14 protein-coding genes are annotated in these 19,774 nt (G+C 44.9%); 6 read left to right on the top strand and 8 right to left on the bottom strand.

All coding sequences use genetic code 11. The features are described from left to right. Positions 1 to 3: 3 nt before the first annotated feature. Complete coding sequence (locus LEP1GSC047_RS09850) at positions 4 to 5,529, top strand: LA_1737 family protein (RefSeq protein WP_010418642.1); 5,526 nt, start codon at positions 4 to 6, stop codon at positions 5,527 to 5,529. Positions 5,530 to 5,600: 71 nt separating this feature from the next. Here LEP1GSC047_RS09850 and groL read toward each other — a convergent pair whose 3' ends face one another. Both groL and groES read right to left on the bottom strand, forming a co-directional pair. Next, on the bottom strand, positions 5,601 to 7,238 hold the full coding sequence (groL, locus tag LEP1GSC047_RS09845) for a chaperonin GroEL (protein ID WP_010418645.1): 1,638 nt from the start codon (positions 7,236 to 7,238) through the stop codon (positions 5,601 to 5,603). Positions 7,239 to 7,257: 19 nt separating this feature from the next. Then, positions 7,258 to 7,545, bottom strand: coding sequence for a co-chaperone GroES (groES, locus tag LEP1GSC047_RS09840; RefSeq protein ID WP_010418648.1), 288 nt, complete (start codon positions 7,543 to 7,545; stop codon positions 7,258 to 7,260). Positions 7,546 to 8,427: 882 nt separating this feature from the next. On the opposite strand from groES, the gene LEP1GSC047_RS09830 reads away from it, so the two are divergent. Further along, complete coding sequence (locus tag LEP1GSC047_RS09830; RefSeq protein WP_010418652.1) at positions 8,428 to 8,763, top strand: Mpo1-like protein; 336 nt, start codon at positions 8,428 to 8,430, stop codon at positions 8,761 to 8,763. Between the two features lie 384 nt (positions 8,764 to 9,147). Here LEP1GSC047_RS09830 and LEP1GSC047_RS09825 read toward each other — a convergent pair whose 3' ends face one another. Together LEP1GSC047_RS09825 and LEP1GSC047_RS09820 are read right to left on the bottom strand one after the other, a co-directional pair. Next, entirely contained in the window at positions 9,148 to 9,561 is a 414-nt protein-coding gene (locus LEP1GSC047_RS09825; protein ID WP_010418655.1) for a DUF5360 family protein, read from the bottom strand. 3 nt (positions 9,562 to 9,564) lie between these two features. Beyond that, positions 9,565 to 10,842 (bottom strand): adenylate/guanylate cyclase domain-containing protein, encoded by a 1,278-nt coding sequence (locus LEP1GSC047_RS09820; RefSeq protein ID WP_020988760.1) that lies wholly within the window; start codon positions 10,840 to 10,842, stop codon positions 9,565 to 9,567. 281 nt (positions 10,843 to 11,123) lie between these two features. On the opposite strand from LEP1GSC047_RS09820, the gene LEP1GSC047_RS09815 reads away from it, so the two are divergent. Then, on the top strand, positions 11,124 to 11,825 hold the full coding sequence (locus tag LEP1GSC047_RS09815; protein ID WP_010418660.1) for an oxidoreductase: 702 nt from the start codon (positions 11,124 to 11,126) through the stop codon (positions 11,823 to 11,825). Between the two features lie 204 nt (positions 11,826 to 12,029). On the opposite strand, the gene LEP1GSC047_RS09810 is transcribed toward LEP1GSC047_RS09815, so the two are convergent. From LEP1GSC047_RS09810 to LEP1GSC047_RS09800, 3 genes are all read right to left on the bottom strand, one after another. Continuing rightward, positions 12,030 to 13,772 (bottom strand): acyl-CoA dehydrogenase family protein, encoded by a 1,743-nt coding sequence (locus LEP1GSC047_RS09810; protein ID WP_010418661.1) that lies wholly within the window; start codon positions 13,770 to 13,772, stop codon positions 12,030 to 12,032. Between the two features lie 373 nt (positions 13,773 to 14,145). Further along, complete coding sequence (gene lipL32, locus LEP1GSC047_RS09805) at positions 14,146 to 14,967, bottom strand: major surface lipoprotein LipL32 (protein WP_010418663.1); 822 nt, start codon at positions 14,965 to 14,967, stop codon at positions 14,146 to 14,148. 289 nt (positions 14,968 to 15,256) lie between these two features. Then, positions 15,257 to 15,655: a ParB N-terminal domain-containing protein gene (locus tag LEP1GSC047_RS09800; RefSeq protein WP_039934791.1), complete on the bottom strand. Its 399-nt coding sequence runs from the start codon at positions 15,653 to 15,655 to the stop codon at positions 15,257 to 15,259. 194 nt (positions 15,656 to 15,849) lie between these two features. Here LEP1GSC047_RS09800 and metK point away from each other — a divergent pair, with 194 nt between their 5' ends. From metK to LEP1GSC047_RS09785, 3 genes are all read left to right on the top strand, one after another. Beyond that, positions 15,850 to 17,010: a methionine adenosyltransferase gene (gene metK, locus LEP1GSC047_RS09795; RefSeq protein ID WP_010418667.1), complete on the top strand. Its 1,161-nt coding sequence runs from the start codon at positions 15,850 to 15,852 to the stop codon at positions 17,008 to 17,010. Beyond that, positions 17,010 to 17,969, top strand: a complete 960-nt coding sequence (locus LEP1GSC047_RS09790) for a transketolase family protein (RefSeq protein WP_010418669.1) — start codon at positions 17,010 to 17,012, stop codon at positions 17,967 to 17,969. Before metK ends, LEP1GSC047_RS09790 begins: the two co-directional genes overlap by 1 nt. A gap of 62 nt (positions 17,970 to 18,031) precedes the next feature. Continuing rightward, positions 18,032 to 18,349, top strand: a complete 318-nt coding sequence (locus LEP1GSC047_RS09785) for an ATP-dependent Clp protease adaptor ClpS (RefSeq protein WP_010418671.1) — start codon at positions 18,032 to 18,034, stop codon at positions 18,347 to 18,349. A 193-nt stretch (positions 18,350 to 18,542) separates the two neighbouring features. Here LEP1GSC047_RS09785 and LEP1GSC047_RS09780 read toward each other — a convergent pair whose 3' ends face one another. Next, positions 18,543 to 19,721 carry a MaoC family dehydratase gene (locus LEP1GSC047_RS09780; protein ID WP_010418673.1) on the bottom strand — a complete coding sequence of 393 codons (1,179 nt, stop codon included), beginning with the start codon at positions 19,719 to 19,721 and terminating at the stop codon, positions 18,543 to 18,545. Between the last annotated feature and the right edge of the window lie 53 nt (positions 19,722 to 19,774).

The raw sequence follows: 19,774 nt of genomic DNA, 5'->3' as shown, positions 1-19,774 counted from the left end.
CGTATGAAACTTTTTTTAAATTTACCGGTTAAATTCTGCTTCGTTCTTATTTCCTTCCAACTAGTTTCCACTTCGATTTTGGAAGCGCAACCTAAGGATTTTTTCGACGAGTTGACTAGCGAACGAAAACCGATTTACGGAAGTGAAAAGGAGGAAAAATATCCTGTCCGCGCGATCATCATGAAAGTGGAATCCTGGCAGGATCATTTTTCGTGGGATGCTTTCTTTGCCGTAAGCTATACCGACTACCCGAAGTTCAAAGAATATACGGTTTACCCGTTCTATTATTATCTCAAAGATAAGAATTCCCCGTCCTATCAATCTTGGTCCTTTCCTTTTTATTTCAGTCAAAAAGTGGACCAGGGTCAAATTAAGGAGAGTTTTAACTTCTCTCTGTTGCATTATTATTCCTACGAACAAAACACGAATTATAAAAAGGAAACATATAGATTTCCTTCGTTTCTTCCTTTGGCCGGCACGGGGAATCGTGAGTTTGCGAATGGAGGGAAAAACTCCTTTCAGTATATGCTTCCGCTTCTTTTCTTTAAAGAAACTACGGAGAGTTCGAGTTGGACTCATTTTCTGATTTTTCACAAAGGAAGGGATCAAGATTCCGATTATGGAGCCCTTTTGCCTTTAGTATACTGGGGCTCGGGAAAAGCAAAATCTCATTTAACTTTATTGCCTCTTTTTTCCTACGAGTCCAGGAAAGACGGGACGGAAGGGATTTTTTTATCTCCGTTCTATTTACGAGCCTGGTCGGAGAACGCTCTTTTCGGACAGCCTGAAAAGAAAGAAGTAACAGGAATTCCTTTATTACTATCATTTAAAGTAACTTCCGAGCAGAACGGAGAAGTCCTCAAATCCAATTGGTACACTCCTATTTTCTTTAGAGGTTATGCTAAAGATTCCGGAACCAGAACGAATTTACTGTATTTAAGCGGATGGTATACCGATCCGGACGATTCTTTAAAGGGAGCCTACCTTTTTCCGCTTCTGTTTTACGAAAAAAATTCTTATTTTACCTTCCTTCCCGTTTATTTCTCGGGTACGTCTCCCCAAGGATCGTACTGGAATTTTTCGGGAATCGCCGGAAAAGGGGAAAACGGTCCGGAAAAATATTTCTATGTGTTTCCTTTTTTTCTTACAACGGAATCGAATCATGAATCGTACTCGCTATTCGGTCCCGTGGAATTTTCGAAACGTGGATCATCTTCCTCCTTCCGGATTTATCCGTTTTACTATTCGGGTAATTCTCCGGGGACCTCCTATTGGAATTTTGCAGGGTTATTCGGGAAAGGAGAAGACGGTCCGGACCGGTATGCGTATGCCTTTCCGTTCTTCGTAAAGACTTCCTCCCCCCAGGCATCGTACAGTCTATATGGACCCGTCGAATTTTCCTCGGTCGATCGGAATTCTTCGTTTAGAGTGTACCCTCTTTATTATTCCGGGGTCTCTTCTTCGGGATCGTATTGGAACTTCGCAGGTTTATTCGGAGCAGGGAAGGATGGGGGAAACGCTTACTCGTATGCGTTTCCTTTTTTTCTTCGGACAAAATCGGCGCAAAGTTCGTACGATTTATACGGCCCTATCGAAACGTCTCGTAACGGACCGAATTCGACGTTTCGAATCTATCCTGCGTATTTTTCAGGATCGTCTCCTACGGGTTCCTATTGGAATTTTGCCGGATTAGCGGGAAAGGGAAAAGAGGGAAATGATACGTATTCCTATTTGTTCCCTTTCTTTCTGAAGTCGGAATCCGCTTCCAGGTCTTACGGTTTGTACGGCCCCGTCGAATTGGAAAGCAACCATCTCGAATCTTCCTTTCGAATTTACCCGCTTTTCTATTCGGGGAAATGGCAAATCGGTTCCTACTGGAATTTCGCCGGGATCCTCGGAAACTGGAAGGAAGGAGACGTCTCCTATTCCTATCTTTTTCCGCTCTTTTTCAGAAATAGAGATGTAAAGGGTTCGTATTCCTTGTTCGGTCCGCTGGAAATAAGAGATAGCGAGAAGGAATCGAGTTTACGGGTTTACCCGATCTTCTTTTCCGGGAACTCCGAGTCGGGATCCTACTGGAATATTTTGGGTTTAGGCGGCAGAGGCTTTGACGGTTCCGGTAATCAAAGATACGGATATGCGTTTCCTCTTTATTACCATAATAAAAACGTTTTTCGAGTTTTCGTTCCATTCTTCTTTCGATTCGGGTACGAAGAAAACGATTACTCTTCGTTCGGTATTTTTCATTACGTAAAGCGATCGCCGGAGTTGGATCGAACCTGGGCAGTACTGTACTTTTCCAAGGAAGATCGGGTCGCAAAAGAAAGTTCCCAATTTCTCCTACCGATTTACTATTTCTGGGACACTCCTAGGAGCAAGGCGTCCGTCTTTCTGCCTTTTTATTTGAAATATGAGGAAGAGGACAAATCTCTTGATCTGAATATAGCAGGCTTTTCTTCTTCTAAGTCTCTTGGAACATTTCAGGGATCCGCCTCTGCCTCGATCGGAATGACAGAAAAAGAACTGTATCTGGACACGGATTTTGCCTGGTTTTACAACTTGATAAGAGTATCTTACCGGGAATCCATTTCTAAAGACTCGATTTTATGGTGGAAGAGAAAGCGGGAGAATTCGTTCGCCGAAAACGGGAATGTTCCTACCGATCCGCAAAACACCAAGAAGTTCCCGGTTAGCTCCGGTCCGGTTCCGGACGCGAATGAAGACGGACTTAGAAAATACAAAACGCTTTCCCGCGATGCGTCCAAATCTTTTTTCGGATTCAGCACCCTATTCGGGATTTTAAGCTACGAGAAAGGAGATGATCGAAGGCATTTCCGACTTTTACCTCTCGCTTGGTATTCTTGGTCGGAGGAGACCAAGGACAAGGTTACGATTTGGCTTTTGCCGCCGATTTTCAAAAGTAAAATCGGGGACCAAGAGTATAACGTTTATTTTCCGTTCTATGCCAGGCAGGACGATGCCGCCGATTTTCAAGAAGCTTGGATGATTTTCGGATTCCAAAGAGGTAAAAAAGGGGATACCAAGGATTACTCGGTGCTCTGGCCTTTCTTTCGAACCTACCATTCTCCGAATTCTTGGGGGTTCCGGATATTTCCCTTGGTCGTCCACGATTCGTCTCCGAATTCGGATCGTACCATAAGTATATTATATTATAATAAAAAGGAAATTTCCTCTCAGGCCGAAATTTCCGACTTTCACTCGATTCTTTTGCCTCTTTTTCATTCGAGAGATACTAAGACGTCTTCGGTTTTGGGTAATCAAGAGCGGGAAGGATATCAACTTTTTGTCCCGTTCTATTATCGTAAATACGATTCTATCGAAGGCGGGGCGGGCGGAAATTACTCTTCCAAGGTTCTGACTCTATTGTCTTACTACAGTTCCTTCAGCGATATTTCAGGCGGTTCCGAGACTAGTTTTCTCTTTCCTCTTTATTATTACAATCGTTCCAAGGCTCCCGGCGAACCGAAGGAAAAGACGACGAAAATCGATTTTTTGATTCCATTAGGACTTTATTATAAAAGAAACGGAGATTCGAGCCGCTTTTTCTTCCTTGCCTATTATTCCTCTTCGGACCCTAGGTCTACGTATACGAATGTGTTGGGAGTATTTTCCACCTCCGCCGTAAAAACCCAATTTGCGACGTTTTCGAAAACTAATTTATTTCCGTTCTACTTTTCCGATACCGCCGAATCGAACGACTACGTTAGATCGAAAACTCTGATTCCACTTTTGTTCAGCTCGAGCCGTTATCTTCAGAAAGACGGCTCTTCCTCGACTTCCGAAATGCTGACTCCGATCTACTATCGCTATAGGGAATCCTATTTGTCCGAAAAGGAATCCGTAAGGAAGGATATCGTATTTCCACTGGCCCTGTATTTCTATAAAGATTCATTCGAAGCGACTCGATTCGTTTTAGGATATTATTCCAACGAAACTAAGGATAGATCTTATTGGACTCTGTTCGGATTAGTTTCGTCCGAAATGTCCAGTTCCGTTACCGGGCAGAGGGAATCCCTGTCGATTTTTCCGTTTTACTTTTCCGAAGTCGAGAGGGAGAAGGAGGTGGTCATTCACAGTAAGACCACGGTTCCGATTCTATTCAGATACGATTCGAAACCGGATTCGTATTCGTTGAATATTCTTTTGTTCGGAAATAGGACAAAGTCACCGCGGGAATCCTCCTTTGCATTGTATCCGTTTTATTCGGACAGCGAAACGAATATTGCAGGAGTAAAAAGCAGAACGATTTGGGGACTGCCGTTTTATTTTGAAAGAACCGACCAAACTTCCGGGTCATGGGATTCTCTCTCGGTGAGTCCGATCGGTATTTTCTCTACGATCGGAAAGGGCGGCGATGCTCGGGAGGAAAGTAGCAGGAATTTCTTTTTGCTACCCTTTCCGACATTGTATACTTCCGCTTCTCAAAAGGAGACCACTGCCTTTTGGTTGGGATTCTATTATAACAGACTTGTCTCCGAGGCGGATGCGGAATCGAAAGAATTCAGCTTTCTTAAATTACTTTCCTATAATAGTTATAAAAACAACCGGGAGAGTTCGACGGACGTTTCCGTTTTTCCGCTAGTCTCCTTTTCCGGACAGGAATCGACGAGTGAAAAAGGAAAAGTCGATTCTACGAAGAATTATATGTTCCCTTTATTTTATTATAACCGGGAATCTAAGCCTTCCGGAAATTCCTTCCACTTCAATCTGGCGATACTTTTCGATCTTGCTCGAGATTCCGAGTCGGGTCGTTCCCGATTCATTTTCGGTCCGATCTATTCGATCAAAGGTTCCAATTCGGATTCTTGGGGTTTTTTCCCCCTCGTAATTCGTCGACTTAGCGCTGAGTCCAGTTTTTGGTTCGCATTAGGGTCCTATTCGTATGTCGATAAGAGAATAGATCGTTGGGGATTTGCCGGAATACTGGACGTCAATCGCGAATTGGCGCTTCAAAGGAGAAACGTGAACGTCTTTTTAGGATTGTTTCACGGAGAATATGATGCAAACCGAACACGTTGGGCGGTTCTGGGTGGATTGATCGCAGGATATGAATCCGCTCAGGATTACTCCGATGCGAATTTCCTGTGGCTTCGTCTCAAGCGTTCAGGGGGGGAAAGTATCGCGAATTTCCTTCCCGCGTATTATTATCATCGGGACGGGAACGAAGTCTCCACGTATGTTCCGCCCGTGCTCGGATATTTTTCCTCGGGTAAAAACGGTCGATACGATATGGTCGGCTTGGGTCTGCTATACTACAGAAGCGAATCGATCTCGACCGGAGAAGATACGATGCTCATCGGTCCCGGTTTATATTATTATCGTGCTAGGCCGGAGAGAGGGTATCGTTCGATGGGAATTTTAGCGTTACCCGGTATTGGCGGGTTGCTTTGGGATTGGGAATACGAGTTGCAGACCGATTACAGCAAATATTCCATTCTACAAATCTTATATAGTAACACGACGAATGCTGGTAAGAATTATAGCAGAATTTTCGGGATTCGACTTTAGAAGCGTTTAGAAAAAGAAAAGCCGGGGAATTTCTTCCCCGGCTTTTGGACGCTTCGAAAGAAACGGTCGGCTTACATCATGCCGCCCATTCCTCCCATACCGCCCATTCCACCCATCGGTGGTGCGCCGCCGTCTTTTTCCGGTTTGTCGGTGATCGTAACTTCGGTAGTTAGGATCATAGAACCGATGGATGCAGCGTTTTGCAGAGCAAAGCGGACTACTTTTGCAGGGTCGACGACTCCGGCCTGGAGTAAATCTTCCCAAACCATAGTCAGAGCGTTGAAGCCTTCGTTTCCTTTCTTAGTTTTGGCTTGTTCGACGATGACCGATCCTTCCAAACCTGCGTTAGAAGTGATCATTCTAATCGGCTCTTCCAAAGCGCGGAAGATGATTTTTGCTCCGGTCGCTTCGTCGCCTTCCAGTTTGAGTAAAGCTACCGCTTCTTGAGCTTTCAGAAGAGTCAAACCGCCGCCTGGAACGATGCCTTCTTCCACTGCTGCACGAGTAGCAGAAAGAGCGTCTTCGACGCGATGCTTTTTCTCTTTCATTTCGACTTCGGTAGCTGCACCAACGTGAATGACCGCAACCCCGCCTGCGAGTTTCGCAAGGCGCTCTTGCAGTTTTTCGCGATCGTACTCCGAAGTAGTGTCTTCGATTTGTTTTTTGATTTGTCCTACGCGACCTTGGATGTCTTTGGAAGCGCCTTGTCCTTCGATGATGGTGGTATTTTCCTTATCCACGATGACTTTTTTCGCGCGTCCGAGTTGTTGAACGGTAGCGTTTTCCAGTTTCATTCCGAGATCTTCGGAAATCACTTGTCCGCCGGTAAGAATAGCGATATCTTCCAACATCGCTTTACGACGATCGCCGAATCCGGGTGCTTTTACCGCGACGCAGGAAATCGTTTTACGGAGAGTGTTTACGACTATCGTTGCGAGAGCTTCTCCTTCCACTTCTTCCGAAATGATTACAAGAGGACGTCCTGCTTGAGCTACTTTTTCCAAAACCGGAAGAAGATCTCTCATGGACGCGATCTTTTTATCATAGATGAGAATGTAGGGATCGTTTAGAGTCGCGATCATCGCTTCGGGATCGGTTACCATGTACGGAGAAATGTATCCACGATCGAATTGCATACCTTCGACTACGTCGAGAGTCGTTTCGATGGATTTTGCCTCTTCTACCGTAATGACTCCGTCTTTGCCGACTTTGTCCATTGCGTCCGCGATTAGATTTCCGATTTCCTTGTCGTTATTGGCGGAAATGGTTGCAACGTTCGCGATATCTTTTTTATTTTCGATTTTTACGGAACGTTTTTTGATACTTTCCACGGCTGCCGATACGGCTTTGTCGATTCCGTGCTTGAGAGCCATCGGGTTTGCGCCTGCGGTAACGTTCTTCAATCCTTCGTTGATGATGGATTGGGCAAGAATCGTTGCAGTGGTGGTTCCGTCTCCGGCAACGTCGTTGGTTTTGGTGGATACTTCCTTAACCATTTGAGCGCCCATATTCTCGATCGAATCTTCCAATTCGATTTCTTTAGCTACAGTAACACCGTCTTTCGTGATGGTGGGTGAGCCGAACTTTTTGTCGATGACTACGTTACGGCCTTTCGGTCCGAGAGTCACTTTCACCGCATTCGCTAATTTGTTGACTCCCTCTAGGAGTTTGCGTCTCGCTGTTTCGTCGTATTCGATAATTTTAGCCATTTTAATTTCCTCCTAAGGATTACTTCTTCACGACGGCAAGAATATCGCTTTCGCGAATGATAAGGTATTCTTTGCCTTCGGATTTGATTTCGGTTCCGGAGTACTTGCCGTATAAAACTACGTCTCCGGATTTAACTTCTAGAGGTACGAGCTTGCCGTCTTCGTAACGACCGCTTCCAACCTCGATTACTTTTCCTTCTTGGGGCTTTTCTTTCGCGGTGTCGGGAACAAAGATGCTACCGATTTTTTCTTCGGCTTCTTGTTTCGGTTCGACTAGCACGCGGTCGCCTAGTGGTTTAATCGCCATAGACTTTTTCTCCTTTGAGATTTAAAATAATTCCTTAGCACTTTGATTATTAGAGTGCTTGGCCTTCCTTTTAGAAAAAACTAGGAAGCCGAAAATCGTCAAGCACTTTCAGATAGAGAGTGCTAATTTTTGTCTTAAAATGACCGTAAGGGCTTAAATTCCTGATTCTGGCTGCTTTCATAGAAGAATTCCTATCGGGATTTACTGGCCGGATAGAAAGAATCAGCCCTGCAAAGGTCCGATTCTATGTCTCTTTTTGTGTTCTTGAGCCGCTCTATTTTTAATTTAAATCCGGCAAAGAAGTTGGGAACAAGCCTTATTTTTCGAAAAAAAATCGAATCGGGATAAAAGATGCCAATAAAAAGTTTGAGAACGGTACAGTCGCTCTCTGGAAGAAATTGAGACTATAGAATCCTTGGAATCACGGATGGATTCTGCGCACTTGCAAAGAAATTTCCCGACCCCATCCTCTAGTGAAATCGAGGAGGGGAGGGAAAAGACTTTAAATCTTGCAAAGGGAGTTAGGAACGACGGGTTTTATCATTCTATTCCGGAAGTGAATTCCGATTCAAATGAATCAACGGCGGGAAGAGACGAACCGATTCTTTCCGACCATTTTCGAATTGAATCAGAATACGAGCGCTGGGAGTTTCGGAGCCTCCGATTGAAGGGGAGGTCCGAGCGCATACTGTCTTAAGAAAGGCTCAGTTTGCGTCCTAGGATTCTAGTTTAATCCGGAATCTTGCTCGGAATCGATCGGTTCGTTAGATCCGATTTCTCGCAATTCTCTTTTTATAACAAATGATCTATATCGCGAATTCGAGGTCGATTTAAGGTTGCGAAGAGATCGAATTAAGAGTATCCTGCGAATTGGAGTATTACATGTCTCAAGAAACGAATTATACTACGCTCGGGGAATTTTGGCCTTTCTATTTAAGAGAGCATTCCAATAAATTGAATCGTGTCCTGCACTTCATCGGTACCTCTATCGCGCTGGGATGGATCATATCTGCGGTAGCGTTTTTAAATCCTTGGTATTTACTCGGAGCGCTATTCAGCGGTTATTTATTTGCTTGGATCGGACATTTCTTTATAGAGAAGAACCGCCCGGCAACGTTTACGTATCCTATAAAATCTTTTTTAAGTGATTGGCGAATGTTCTTCTGCACTATAACCGGCCAATTGGGGAAAGAATTGCAAAAGGCCGGAGTGAAATAGGTCCTTCGAAAGTTTCATCTTACAGAGGACAGAGGACAGAGGACAGAAAATTATTCCTATACCCTGACAAGAATTTTTTTAAAAACGAATTATGTTGGAACTCCCACGTTCTAGAGGAAGATTCTCGTGTTATATTGGATCTTTCCTCTACCTCTATTACTTTTCCAACGTCTAGCAGCTACTGTCTTCCGTCTTCTGACCTCTGTCTTCTGCAGAGGACAGAGCATTGGTGAGCCGAGCTTCCTTGCTCTACAGAAAGATTCTTACGTTATAGTAAATCGGTCCTCTACCACAGCTGCCTTCCCAACTTCGAGCAGCTTCTGTCTAGCGTGAGCAAAGCGAACGCGTCTGTCCTCAGTCCTCTGTCTTCTGTACTGCCGAGAATCAATTTTTTAATAAGAATCGGACGTAGAACAAAGGATAGAAAATTAAATATAGATTGGGTGCCCACCATAAAAGTGAAACGTCTTCGCGGATGATCCAAAACGAAATCGCCTGAATTCCGGATGCGATCGTGAACCCCAAGGACAGGATCGCAAAATTTTTCCAAGCTGAAATTCGCTTATTAAACAAGTATAAACTTGTTAATCCCGTAAAAGAGATGAAAAGATCCAATGGAAGGAAGGACCAGTTCCAAGCGGATAAAATCGGGTCGCTATAATCTTTAAATAAAAATTCATCCGGGATGATTTTTATTGAGGTGATTCCCCAGTATAAAATAAATCCTATATCCGTTACTAGGAAGAACTGGCTGAGTCCTTTCGGTTTTCTAAACTGAATTTCCTGGGAGGATAACATCGATCATAGTCCTACTGCGATAACAGTAACTAATTTTTCTCTTCCTTTCACCTGAATCGGAGGAAGTGTTTCTCCGTTAAAATTCGCTCCGGCGAGTTTCCAGGTTTCCTCCGAAACTAAAAATTCCTTCCCAAAATTCTTGGTTAAGGATTCGATTCGCGAGGCGGTATTTACGGCGTCTCCGATAACGGTAAATTCGGCTCTTTGGCTCGTTTCTATATTTCCCGAAAATACTTCACCCGTATGAATCCCGATACCGATGTTTACCGGCGGATGTCCGTTCGCTATACGCCTAGTATTAAACTCACCCAAGCGCTCTAACATCCGCTTCCCGCAACTAAGAGCCTTGATTGCGTCGGCGGCGGGATCATCGGAAGGATACGGGGTTCCGAATGTAGCCATGACCGCGTCTCCTATGTATTTATCCAAGGTGCCTCCGAATTCAAAAACACATTCCGTCAATATTTCACGGATCGAAGAAAGAAATTTACCGAGCTCGACAGGATCCATGTTTTCCGAAAGAGCCGTAAAGTTCCGAATATCGGTAAATAGAATCGTTGCAGTCTGTCTCCTGCCGGTGAGTACTTCCGGATTAGCCATCATCTCGGTAACCATCCCGGGCGAAAAATACCTGGAAAGTAAGCTTCTCTGAGCTTCCGCATCTCCGATCCTTCGAATCATAATCAACGTTCTTAATATTCCGAAACAAAAGAAGAAAGCCAGGATTAGATAGGCTAACGGGCGCCCGGCGAAGGCATCCCCTAAAAGAAGATTCGGTCCCATCACGTAATCCTTCCAATCGGTCGCGTATGTGATTTTACCCACGAATTCCGCATATGCAAAAAAGCCGAAATAGAACGTATAATAAAGAATTACACTGAGAAGAACCAAGCGTAATCTGAATTGCACGAGTGAAAATGCGAGGGGGAAAAAGAAGTAGGTTTGGATCGGATTTTTTAAAGCGAAACCTAGATTGTCCGGACTCGCCAAGAAAGTGTAAGAAATCAATACGCCGGATATGATCGCAAAATCCGATACGAGAGCGATGTAAGAATAAACGGAAATCGCCCAGCGAGGGCAGGTCCGAATTACGACACTATGTCCGATAGTTATGGCGGCAAATAGACCGATACCGATACCGTTAATCCAAGGGTTTCCCGTGTGCAAATTCGCTAGAAGTTGAAAGGCAAAGAATAAAAGCAGAATATATCTAAATCCGTTGGACACGTAGGCCCCGATCTTTTCCTCATTCTCGACCACCTTTCTCCAGGATTCATTCATTTTACTTCGGTCAGTCGTTTCAAGAATTTTGCAGAAGAATTTAGGTAGATAAGCTGGATACGACATGACCGGAGCATAATTTATCCGGCAGAGGTATCAATTCTTTATCAGGTTTCGGGTAGGAAGATTTAGAAGAAAGAGAGTGGCGTACTTTGCTTTCGGGAGAAGAAAAAAAGACACTTGAGAGATTTTATCGGGTCTAAGCGGCTTTTAAAGTGTTAGAAATATCTGGACGATAAAAGGCTCCGTAGGAGCATCTTTTCCGTACATCGGGGTGGAATATGAAACATCGAATCGCGGTCGTCGCCGGCGGAACCGGTTTAGTCGGTGGTCAATTGGTACGGGAACTTTTGCTGGATGCCGATTGGGACAAGGTCTATGTGATAGTTCGTAAACCCTTATCTTGGTCGCATCCCAAGCTGGAGCCGATACTAGTGGACTGGAATCGTTTTCCCGATCTTCCGAAAGGCATTACCGATGCATTCTCCGCCTTAGGTACGACGATTCAGCAAGCCGGAACTCGAGAGAATTTTCGAAAAGTGGACTTTGACTATGCGATTTCCTTTGCCAAGGCGGCTAAATCTAACGGTGTGAGGGGATTTTCCCTGATTAGCTCCTTAGGCGCCGATTCGAAGTCCATCGTATTTTATAATAAAGTAAAAGGAGAGGTGGAAGGGGAAATTTCCCGGTTAGGATTCGAATATTTGGGTATTTTTCGACCTTCTCTCTTGGAAGGCGATCGTAAGGAATTTAGAATAGGAGAAAAAATCGGGGCGATACTCGCAATGTTCTTAAATCCGATTTTAATCGGACCTTTTAGGAAATACCGTTCGATAGAAGGATCGGTAGTCGCTAAGGCGATGTTAAACGCCGCCTGGGCGGATCTAAAAGGTACTATCATAATCGAGTCCGATAAAATTCAAGAATTAGGTTCTTCTACTGTACGGGATAGAATACCAAAAATTCTGAAAAAAGAAGCTTAGACTTAAACACCGGAAGCGATAGTTCGATTTCCGGTTGTCGTCTAAGATCACGTTTTGAATTCTTTCTTCCGATCTAGCTTCCTCTTTGAGGTTTAGATCGGATGTAACTCGACAAATCCCTGTTTTTCTATTTGACGCTGACGCATCGGGTCGTAAAAAACGAATCTCGCGAAACAGGGGAGAGTCGAAATAAATCGCTGATCCTTATCGCTTTTTATTTTGAATCCGAATCCGGTTGCTTTCCAAGATCGCCATGCTATCCAGATTATAACCCGTTGCTAAAACTAGCCGAGTTTCCTTTTGTTTTCCGGAAAGTCGATTCGCGCCTCTTTCAAGCAGGAGTCCGATGACGGTTCTGGCGGTGGATTCCACTAACTCGAATGCCACTTCGTCTTTATCGTCTCCGCTTTCGAGGGATGTATATAAACCGTAATTGATTTCTAATTTCTCTTTCACTTTGGAAAGCAGCGCACTACTGGGGAAGTTTGCCATCTCATCCTCTAAATACTGCCGTAAATGTCCTTTTGGGCTTAAACCTGAAACCACGCCACCGATTGCCGCGACTATCTGTAATTGCGTGGTCCCTTCGTAAATATTGGTGATTCGAACGTCCCGTACGATTCTAGAAATGTCGTAATCATACGTATATCCGGCACCTCCGTGGATTTGCAATCCATCGTAAGCGATTTTGTTGGCTTGTTCCGTGATATAGTATTTCGAAAGTGGAGTGAAGAGGTTTGCCAGCTTTTCCCATTTACGAATCGTTTCGTCTTTCTTAATTTCTCTTTCATCCATTCCGGCTTCTTTGAGATGTTCGGATTTCCAATGATAAAGATCGATAGAGCGGGAGGCCTCCTGCAAAATGGCTCGCATAGCCGCAATTTCCTTATCCATCGATTCCAACATCTTTCTGACGGCAGGAATATCCTGAATTTTCTTTCCGAACTGCTCACGCTCTTGGGCGTATTTTTTGGCCTCGTAGTAGGCGGCGGTTCCGATTCCCAGGGCTTGGGCGGCGATGGAAAGTCTCGCGCCGTTCATCATTGCCATCGAATATCGTACTAAACCGTACCCTTCCTCTCCGATAAGAATTCCCGGCGAGTTCTCATAGACTACTTCGCAGGTCGGCGAGCAATGAAGTCCCATTTTCTTTTCTATCCCGGCGATCTGAACATCGTTGCTTTTTACAAGAAAAAAAGAAAGTCCTCTCGCTCCGCTGGTCGGGCTACCGGTTCTTGCAAGAGTTAGAATTACGGAAGGAATCGTACCGAACCCGCACCCGTGAGTGATGAATCGTTTCGCTCCGGTGATTCTCCATGTTCCGGAAGAGTCTTTGATTGCCTTAGTTTGCAGATTGGGAAGATCGGAACCGTAGTTAGGCTCGGTTAAAGCCATAGCACCGCAAAGGTCTCCGGCTGCCATTTTTGGAACGTATTCCCGAACCAATTCTTCCGATCCGAAGCGTTCAATCGTCTCCGCTAGATTCATGCAACCGATTGCGATTGCAAACGCACCATCCGCTCTAGAAAAAATTTCCATAAGCATTGCTTGAATCGTGGCTGGAATTCCTAATCCTCCGAACTTTCGTCCGATTGAGTACGGTAAAATCCCGGCCTCTTTCACTTTTGCTAGACCTTCCATCATGGCCGGGGGGAAAGTAACCTTACCATCGGCATACTTTAAACCTTCCGCATCCATTTCCTTTGCTTTCGGCGCTATTTCAAGACCTGCAATTTCACCTGCGGATTCTAGTATAGATTTATAATATTCTACGGCCTCTTGGACGGAACCCGGAGCCATCGCTAATTCCTCTTTCCCTGAGCGCTGGAATTCTTGGTGGTCTTTAAATCCTTGTTCGAACGATTCTACTATTTCGTTCCAATCGATTACCGACTGGACTTGTTGCGATAAATCTTCGTTCTCGACAAAATAATTGTTTTCGATCATTGGAGCACTCCCGGTATGTCTAGAATTGAACGTACGTTTATTTACGTAATACTTCGGTGAAACTTGGTTATAGTACCGTAAATTTAAGCAACGGTAAATCCTTGCTTCTCTTTTTTTATTCTTAGACAGAGGACTTTCAGAGGACGGAAGACAGAAGACTGAGGACAGAACATTGATAAGCGGCGTTTCCACGTACTATAGAAAGATTTTTATGCTAAGAGTGGATTTTCCCCCGTCCTCTATTACTTTTCCAATATCGCGCAGCTTCTGTCTTCAGTCCTCTGACCTCTGTCTTCTGAATGCGGTAGGCATAAAAAAACCGCCTTTCGGCGGTTTTTCCGGCATTGTCCGATTTGTTTATATAGAGTGAAGCTTATTTTTTAGCTCCGGAAAGAGCTTTCTTAAGAGCTTCTTCCGCGGCAATAGCTTGTTTTTCTAATTCAACAGGATTGGAATGAACGATCGGAGAAAGTCCAGGAGTTCCCGGAACGCCTAAAACGCCGACCGTAGCAACGAAGGATCCTTTCACTTCACCTGGTTTGTAGGTGGTGAAAGCGATTCTATATAAACCGCGAACTAAAAGTTTTTTAGTGTCGATGTTTTTCAACTCGTCCAAGCTTTTTGGAATGTTCGGAATGGTGATCCGAGTGAGAGAGTTGTATTTTGCGTGACGCTCTTCATGGTAAGTGTCATCGCCGTCATCATCGTCTTTCAGTTTTTGAACCGCCGGTTTTTTGGAAGCCGCGTCGATTTGGTCTGGCATAATTGCCGCCATACGCTCGACACGGACCCAAGTATCGAACCAGTTCGGCATGCTTTTTTCTTCCGGAGTAGCGGCTTTGAAGCTATCACTCACGATGTCCGAAGAACTTGGCTCTCCGATTTCACCGGTAGGAGAAATCATACGAACACCGATTTCAGCAACTGCAGCAGGAACCCAAACATATAGATAATATGCTTTTTTATTTCCGTCTACAATTCCGTCACTTTTTTGACCAGGCTTAATGAATCCCCAGTAGTTAACAGTTTCAGAATAACCTAACATCGGTTTTGGAGCGGCAACACCCGGAACTGACGGAGCGCTAAGTCCGGTATCTGGGAGTGGGATGGAGCTTTTAAGAGATGGTAATCCGCCGTGACAAGCAGTAAAGCTCGCAAGAATTGCAGACACCATAAGAATCAAAGACTTTTTCATTCGGGAGACTCTCCTTGGTATGGATTGCTCACACTAAGGAACCGTTTTGTTTTTGTAAATCGAATTAATAATTTTTTGTTCTCGCGGTTTTTGGCAGCGCAAAAAGAAGGAATTCGATCGCCGATTTTGCACAATAAAAAATTGAATGAACGAAGTAAAAGTCGAGGACTTTTACTTGTAGTTAGGTGAAATTGAATTACGGGATAATGAATTTTGAAGTTCCGAAATGAGCAAAGATTTCGGAACAGAACATTCCGAGACTTCCACCTTAGTGAGGCTAACGGAATTATTATTTTCTGAAAATCCAGTCCATGAACCAGTCCCAAAGATCCAATAACCAAGCCCAAAGCCTTCCTAAAAAGCTCGTGTAAGAATAGCGTTGCAGGAGTTTGCGAACTCTATCTTGCTCGTCGGAGGAGAAAGGTAAGCGGACATTATTTTCTTCGGCCTCGATTAGGATTCGTTCTTTTTTGCTTTGAACGTCCACGATTCTAACGTCCACATATTCCCAACCAAGAGACTTAACACACTCGAGTCGTCTTTCCCCGGAAACCAGTTTATTGTCTAAATCGATAATGATCGGATGCAAAAGGCCGAGAGTTTGAATGGAAGTGCGAAGACTTTGGAGGTCGCCTAAATCCTTGCGAATTCGATTTTTGACCTTGATATCGGAAACCCGAATTTTCATCTCGGAAAAGCTTTTTCTTTCCTGGAAAATCCTACAAATCAATTTCCGAACGATTGCTTTAAATTTGCCTTGCAAGGGGAAAGACCGGAAACTTCCGGGTCGGATTCACTTGACACCGTCAGGTTCCGGAGGTTTTTAGTTTTATGACGGGATTGTGAATCCCGCCAAGATAGAATTAGTAGGAATTAAACCTAATGTCCCTGAAAGACTTTATCTTCACTTCGGAATCGGTCTCGGAAGGTCATCCCGACAAGGTCTGCGATCAAATTTCAGACGCTATTCTCGACGCTTACCTCGCACAGGATCCGAAATCAAGGGTTGCTTGCGAATCTTTAGTGACAACCAATCTCGTTGTAGTTGCCGGCGAGGTGACTAGCAAAGGAAAAGTGGACGCTGCCGAAATTGCCAGGGACGTTATCCGTGATATCGGTTATACGGATATTACTATGGGATTCGACGCCGATTTCGCGGTTGTATCGACTCATATACACGCGCAAAGTCCCGATATCTCTCAGGGAGTTACCGAGGGAGAAGGGCTCTTTAAGGAACAAGGAGCAGGAGATCAGGGACTAATGTTCGGCTTCGCGATCAACGAAACTCCGGAACTCATGCCGATGCCTATTTATTATTCTCATGAACTAGTCAAATACCTTGCTCAGCTTAGACACGGAAAGAAATTCGCTTGGCTGCGTCCGGACGTAAAATCCCAGGTTACCGTCGAATACAAAGACGGAAAACCCGTTCGAGTGGATACCGTCGTTATTTCGACTCAACATACTCCGGATGTAAATCATAAGACGATCGAAGAAACCGTTATCGAAGAATGTATTAAGAAAGTAATTCCGGCAAACTTTTTGAAAGACACGAAGTTCTTTATTAATCCTACCGGGCAATTCATCATCGGCGGACCTCACGGGGATACCGGATTGACCGGCCGTAAAATCATCGTGGATACGTATGGCGGTTACGGTCGTCATGGTGGAGGCGCCTTCTCGGGAAAAGATCCTTCTAAAGTGGATCGTTCTGCGGCATACATGGGGCGTTACATCGCGAAGAACGTTGTCGCATCCGGACTGGCTTCGCAATGCGAGGTTCAATTAGCGTATGCGATCGGAGTTGCCGAGCCCGTTTCCGTTCATGTCGATACGTTCGGTACCGGAACTCTGCCCGAGGCGGAGATCGTAAAACGAATTCGTGCCAATTTCAAACTCACTCCTCGCGGAATCACCGAGTCGCTCAAACTGCTGGAAAAAGGCAGAAAATACCGCGAAACGGCCGCGTATGGTCACTTTGGTCGTAGCGGAGAAACCTTTACCTGGGAAAAAACCGACAAAGCGGAGGCTTTGAAAGGCTAATGGGAGCTCCTTCCGTTTCCACTACCGACCAAAAAGCTACCCGTGACGGGTACGGAGACGCTCTGCACGAATTGGGAGCGGAACGAAAGGACATTGTCGTCCTGGATGCGGATCTTTCCGGTTCGACAAAGACGAATAAATTTGCAAAAGCATATCCGGATCGATTTTTCAATATTGGAGTCGCCGAGCAAAATTTAGTGGGACATGCGGCCGGTCTTGCTCTGGCCGGTTACGTGCCGTTTGCTTCCTCCTTTGCGATGTTTCTTTCCGGAAGAGCCTGGGAAGTCGTCCGTAACAGTATCGCTTATCCGTTTTTGAACGTTAAATTAGTCGCTTCCCACGGAGGAATTACCGTCGGTGAAGACGGCGCTTCCCACCAATGCATCGAAGATTTCGGAACGATGAGAGTCATTCCGGAAATGGTCGTGATTTGTCCTTCGGACTATAACGAAACTAAGCAAGTCATTCGTGCAATCACCGAATATAAGGGTCCGGTTTATGTACGAGTGGGGCGCCCCAACGTGCCGCTAATCGAACGGGAAAATTATAAATTCGAAATCGGTAAGGCGGAGGTCATTCGCGAAGGTAAGGATGTGCTGATTATCGCAAACGGCGTGCTTGTAAACGAAGCCATGATCGCCGTCAAAGAATTGGAATCCTCGGGTATACAAGCGACTCTATTGAATATGGCGACGATTAAGCCGATCGACAAAGACGCTATTCTAAAATATGCGAAAGTTTGCGGTGTCGTCGTAACTTGCGAAGAGCATAATGTGGTCGGCGGACTCGGATCCGCAGTTAGCGAGTTTCTTTCGGAAGAATATCCGGTTCGAATCCTAAAATTAGGAATGAAAGATACGTTCGGGAAATCGGGAACCTGGTCGGGATTGCTCGACTATTTTGGCCTTCGATCTAAGAATATTGTGGAATTAGCCCGGAAAGCGATTCAATTAAAATAACCCGCATTTCTTCCGAAATAAAAGCCAATCGACCTGGGGAAAGCTTCGGGTAAGAGTTAAAAATGTCCCAGACACCCGTCATTGAAGAGACTACAGTTGAGGACCCCGCAAAAACGGGCGGTCCGTGGAAAGTAGTACTTTGGGACGATGACGAACATACGTATGACTATGTGATCGAAATGCTGATGGAAGTCTGTACCATGACTATGGAACAAGCCTTTCGTCATGCGGTAGAAGTGGATACGCAAAAGAAGACGGTCGTATTTGCGGGAGAATTCGAACACGCCGAACATGTGCAGGAACTTATTTTGACCTACGGGCCCGACCCAAGAATGGCCGTCTCAAAAGGTTCCATGAGTGCAACATTAGAAAAATCTTAATTCTTTTCGGCGTTCGGATACCGAGCGGTTTTTTATAAAAAATCCGCCCTTTTTTGCTCTTTGATGTTTTTGCAAATCGGCATCGCATATCGTCGGATCGAAGCCGCCAGCGAGTAAAAATAAAACTACAATTTTATTATTTTGTTACTTTGAGAAAAACGACGGAATAGATAATTCCGTCGTTCGATGCGATTTACCACTTTTTCTTAACGAGAATTTTCCGCTCGATTTCGAAAATCTTTTCCGGAAGTTTTTCCTTTCCTAATTTCTTCTTGTCGTTTTCCTTTAAGAAAAGCTCTTCGCCGAATTTTTCAAAGGCGTCGTTCGCTTTGATGTTCTTCAAGCCGATGAACTGGATATGAACTTCTCCTGCGGGAATTCCGAATTCGTTTCCTCTATCCTTCACCGCGAGGATTCTGGAGATTGCCGTAACCGTATCGCCGCTGATCGAAGGTTGTGTGTGATATCCCTCGGTAAATCCCAAATCCCAAAGAACATTCTCCGTAGTATCCCGAGACGCTAATCCGCATAACCAGGCGAATACGAGCCCTCCGTAAACGACTGGGTCTCCTCCCATCGGCCCGGAAATTCCGGCGGAATATAATCGATCGTAATGCAAAGGATGAGTGTTCCCGACCCGATACGTCCAGGGGAAATGTTCGTCGGTGATAGTTCTTCCATTTTGGTGAATATAAATTTGACCCCCCTCGAAATTTTCAAAGTACGTATCCGACCAAGTTGCGGTCTCGAAACCTTTCGGAAGTTTTAGATTCGGTAATTCGATTTGAGGCTGATTCGTCTCCGGAAAGAACGCTTCTTTTACCACCGGCTTTGGAGTGCCTTTCGGTTTTCCGTTCGAGTGATAGATCATGATTTTTCGTTCGTACTGCAGGACTAGTTCCCTATTTTGATTCAGGCAAATCGTGCGCACATGAACGATTCCCGGTTTATCGGGACCTTTATCGTCCACTTTCAGCACTTTAGTTTTTGCGGAGAGGGTGTCCCCGGGATAGACCGGTTTTAGAAACTGAACGTCGTAATAGCCTAAATTCGCGAGAGCTTTTTCGGAATCATTTTGGACTCCGAGCGATAAGGCCAGATTGAAAACCATTAACGGGGAAATTAATAAATCCTTAAAACCGTGCGCTTGGGCATAAGGAGCGGAAAGAAAAAGGGGATTGGCTTCCATAAACGTGGTCGCGAATTCCTGAGCAAACGCCCTGTCGATAGTGAGTTCCCGAGGATGTTCGAAGATCGCTCCTTCGGTAAATTCTTCAAGATAACGTCCGTAGACTCCCCGTTTGACCTTACCGGTATCCACCGGAGTTTTAGGTGCCAGTTCCGCGAACGGGGTGGTTGGAATTTTTGCCATGGAGCTCCTGCCTTTCTTTTAATTTTTCCTAGGATTTCCGCATTAGGTCCTCG

The sequence above is a fragment of the Leptospira inadai serovar Lyme str. 10 genome, from assembly GCF_000243675.2.
Taxonomy (GTDB): domain Bacteria; phylum Spirochaetota; class Leptospiria; order Leptospirales; family Leptospiraceae; genus Leptospira_B; species Leptospira_B inadai.
This window is presented reverse-complemented; position numbering and strand designations above follow the sequence as displayed.

Excerpts from the sequence above, each read along its gene's own strand:
- LEP1GSC047_RS09810 (WP_010418661.1), bottom strand. The coding sequence starts at position 13,772 with ATGATCGAAAACAATTATTTTGTCGAGAACGAAGATTTATCGCAACAA.
- LEP1GSC047_RS09800 (WP_039934791.1), bottom strand. The coding sequence starts at position 15,655 with ATGAAAATTCGGGTTTCCGATATCAAGGTCAAAAATCGAATTCGCAAG.
- lipL32 (WP_010418663.1), bottom strand. The coding sequence starts at position 14,967 with ATGAAAAAGTCTTTGATTCTTATGGTGTCTGCAATTCTTGCGAGCTTT.
- LEP1GSC047_RS09830 (WP_010418652.1), top strand. The coding sequence starts at position 8,428 with ATGTCTCAAGAAACGAATTATACTACGCTCGGGGAATTTTGGCCTTTC.
- LEP1GSC047_RS09820 (WP_020988760.1), bottom strand. The coding sequence starts at position 10,842 with ATGAATGAATCCTGGAGAAAGGTGGTCGAGAATGAGGAAAAGATCGGG.
- groES (WP_010418648.1), bottom strand. The coding sequence starts at position 7,545 with ATGGCGATTAAACCACTAGGCGACCGCGTGCTAGTCGAACCGAAACAA.
- LEP1GSC047_RS09850 (WP_010418642.1), top strand. The coding sequence starts at position 4 with ATGAAACTTTTTTTAAATTTACCGGTTAAATTCTGCTTCGTTCTTATT.
- LEP1GSC047_RS09825 (WP_010418655.1), bottom strand. The coding sequence starts at position 9,561 with ATGTTATCCTCCCAGGAAATTCAGTTTAGAAAACCGAAAGGACTCAGC.
- LEP1GSC047_RS09780 (WP_010418673.1), bottom strand. The coding sequence starts at position 19,721 with ATGGCAAAAATTCCAACCACCCCGTTCGCGGAACTGGCACCTAAAACT.
- LEP1GSC047_RS09785 (WP_010418671.1), top strand. The coding sequence starts at position 18,032 with ATGTCCCAGACACCCGTCATTGAAGAGACTACAGTTGAGGACCCCGCA.
- LEP1GSC047_RS09790 (WP_010418669.1), top strand. The coding sequence starts at position 17,010 with ATGGGAGCTCCTTCCGTTTCCACTACCGACCAAAAAGCTACCCGTGAC.
- LEP1GSC047_RS09815 (WP_010418660.1), top strand. The coding sequence starts at position 11,124 with ATGAAACATCGAATCGCGGTCGTCGCCGGCGGAACCGGTTTAGTCGGT.
- groL (WP_010418645.1), bottom strand. The coding sequence starts at position 7,238 with ATGGCTAAAATTATCGAATACGACGAAACAGCGAGACGCAAACTCCTA.
- metK (WP_010418667.1), top strand. The coding sequence starts at position 15,850 with ATGTCCCTGAAAGACTTTATCTTCACTTCGGAATCGGTCTCGGAAGGT.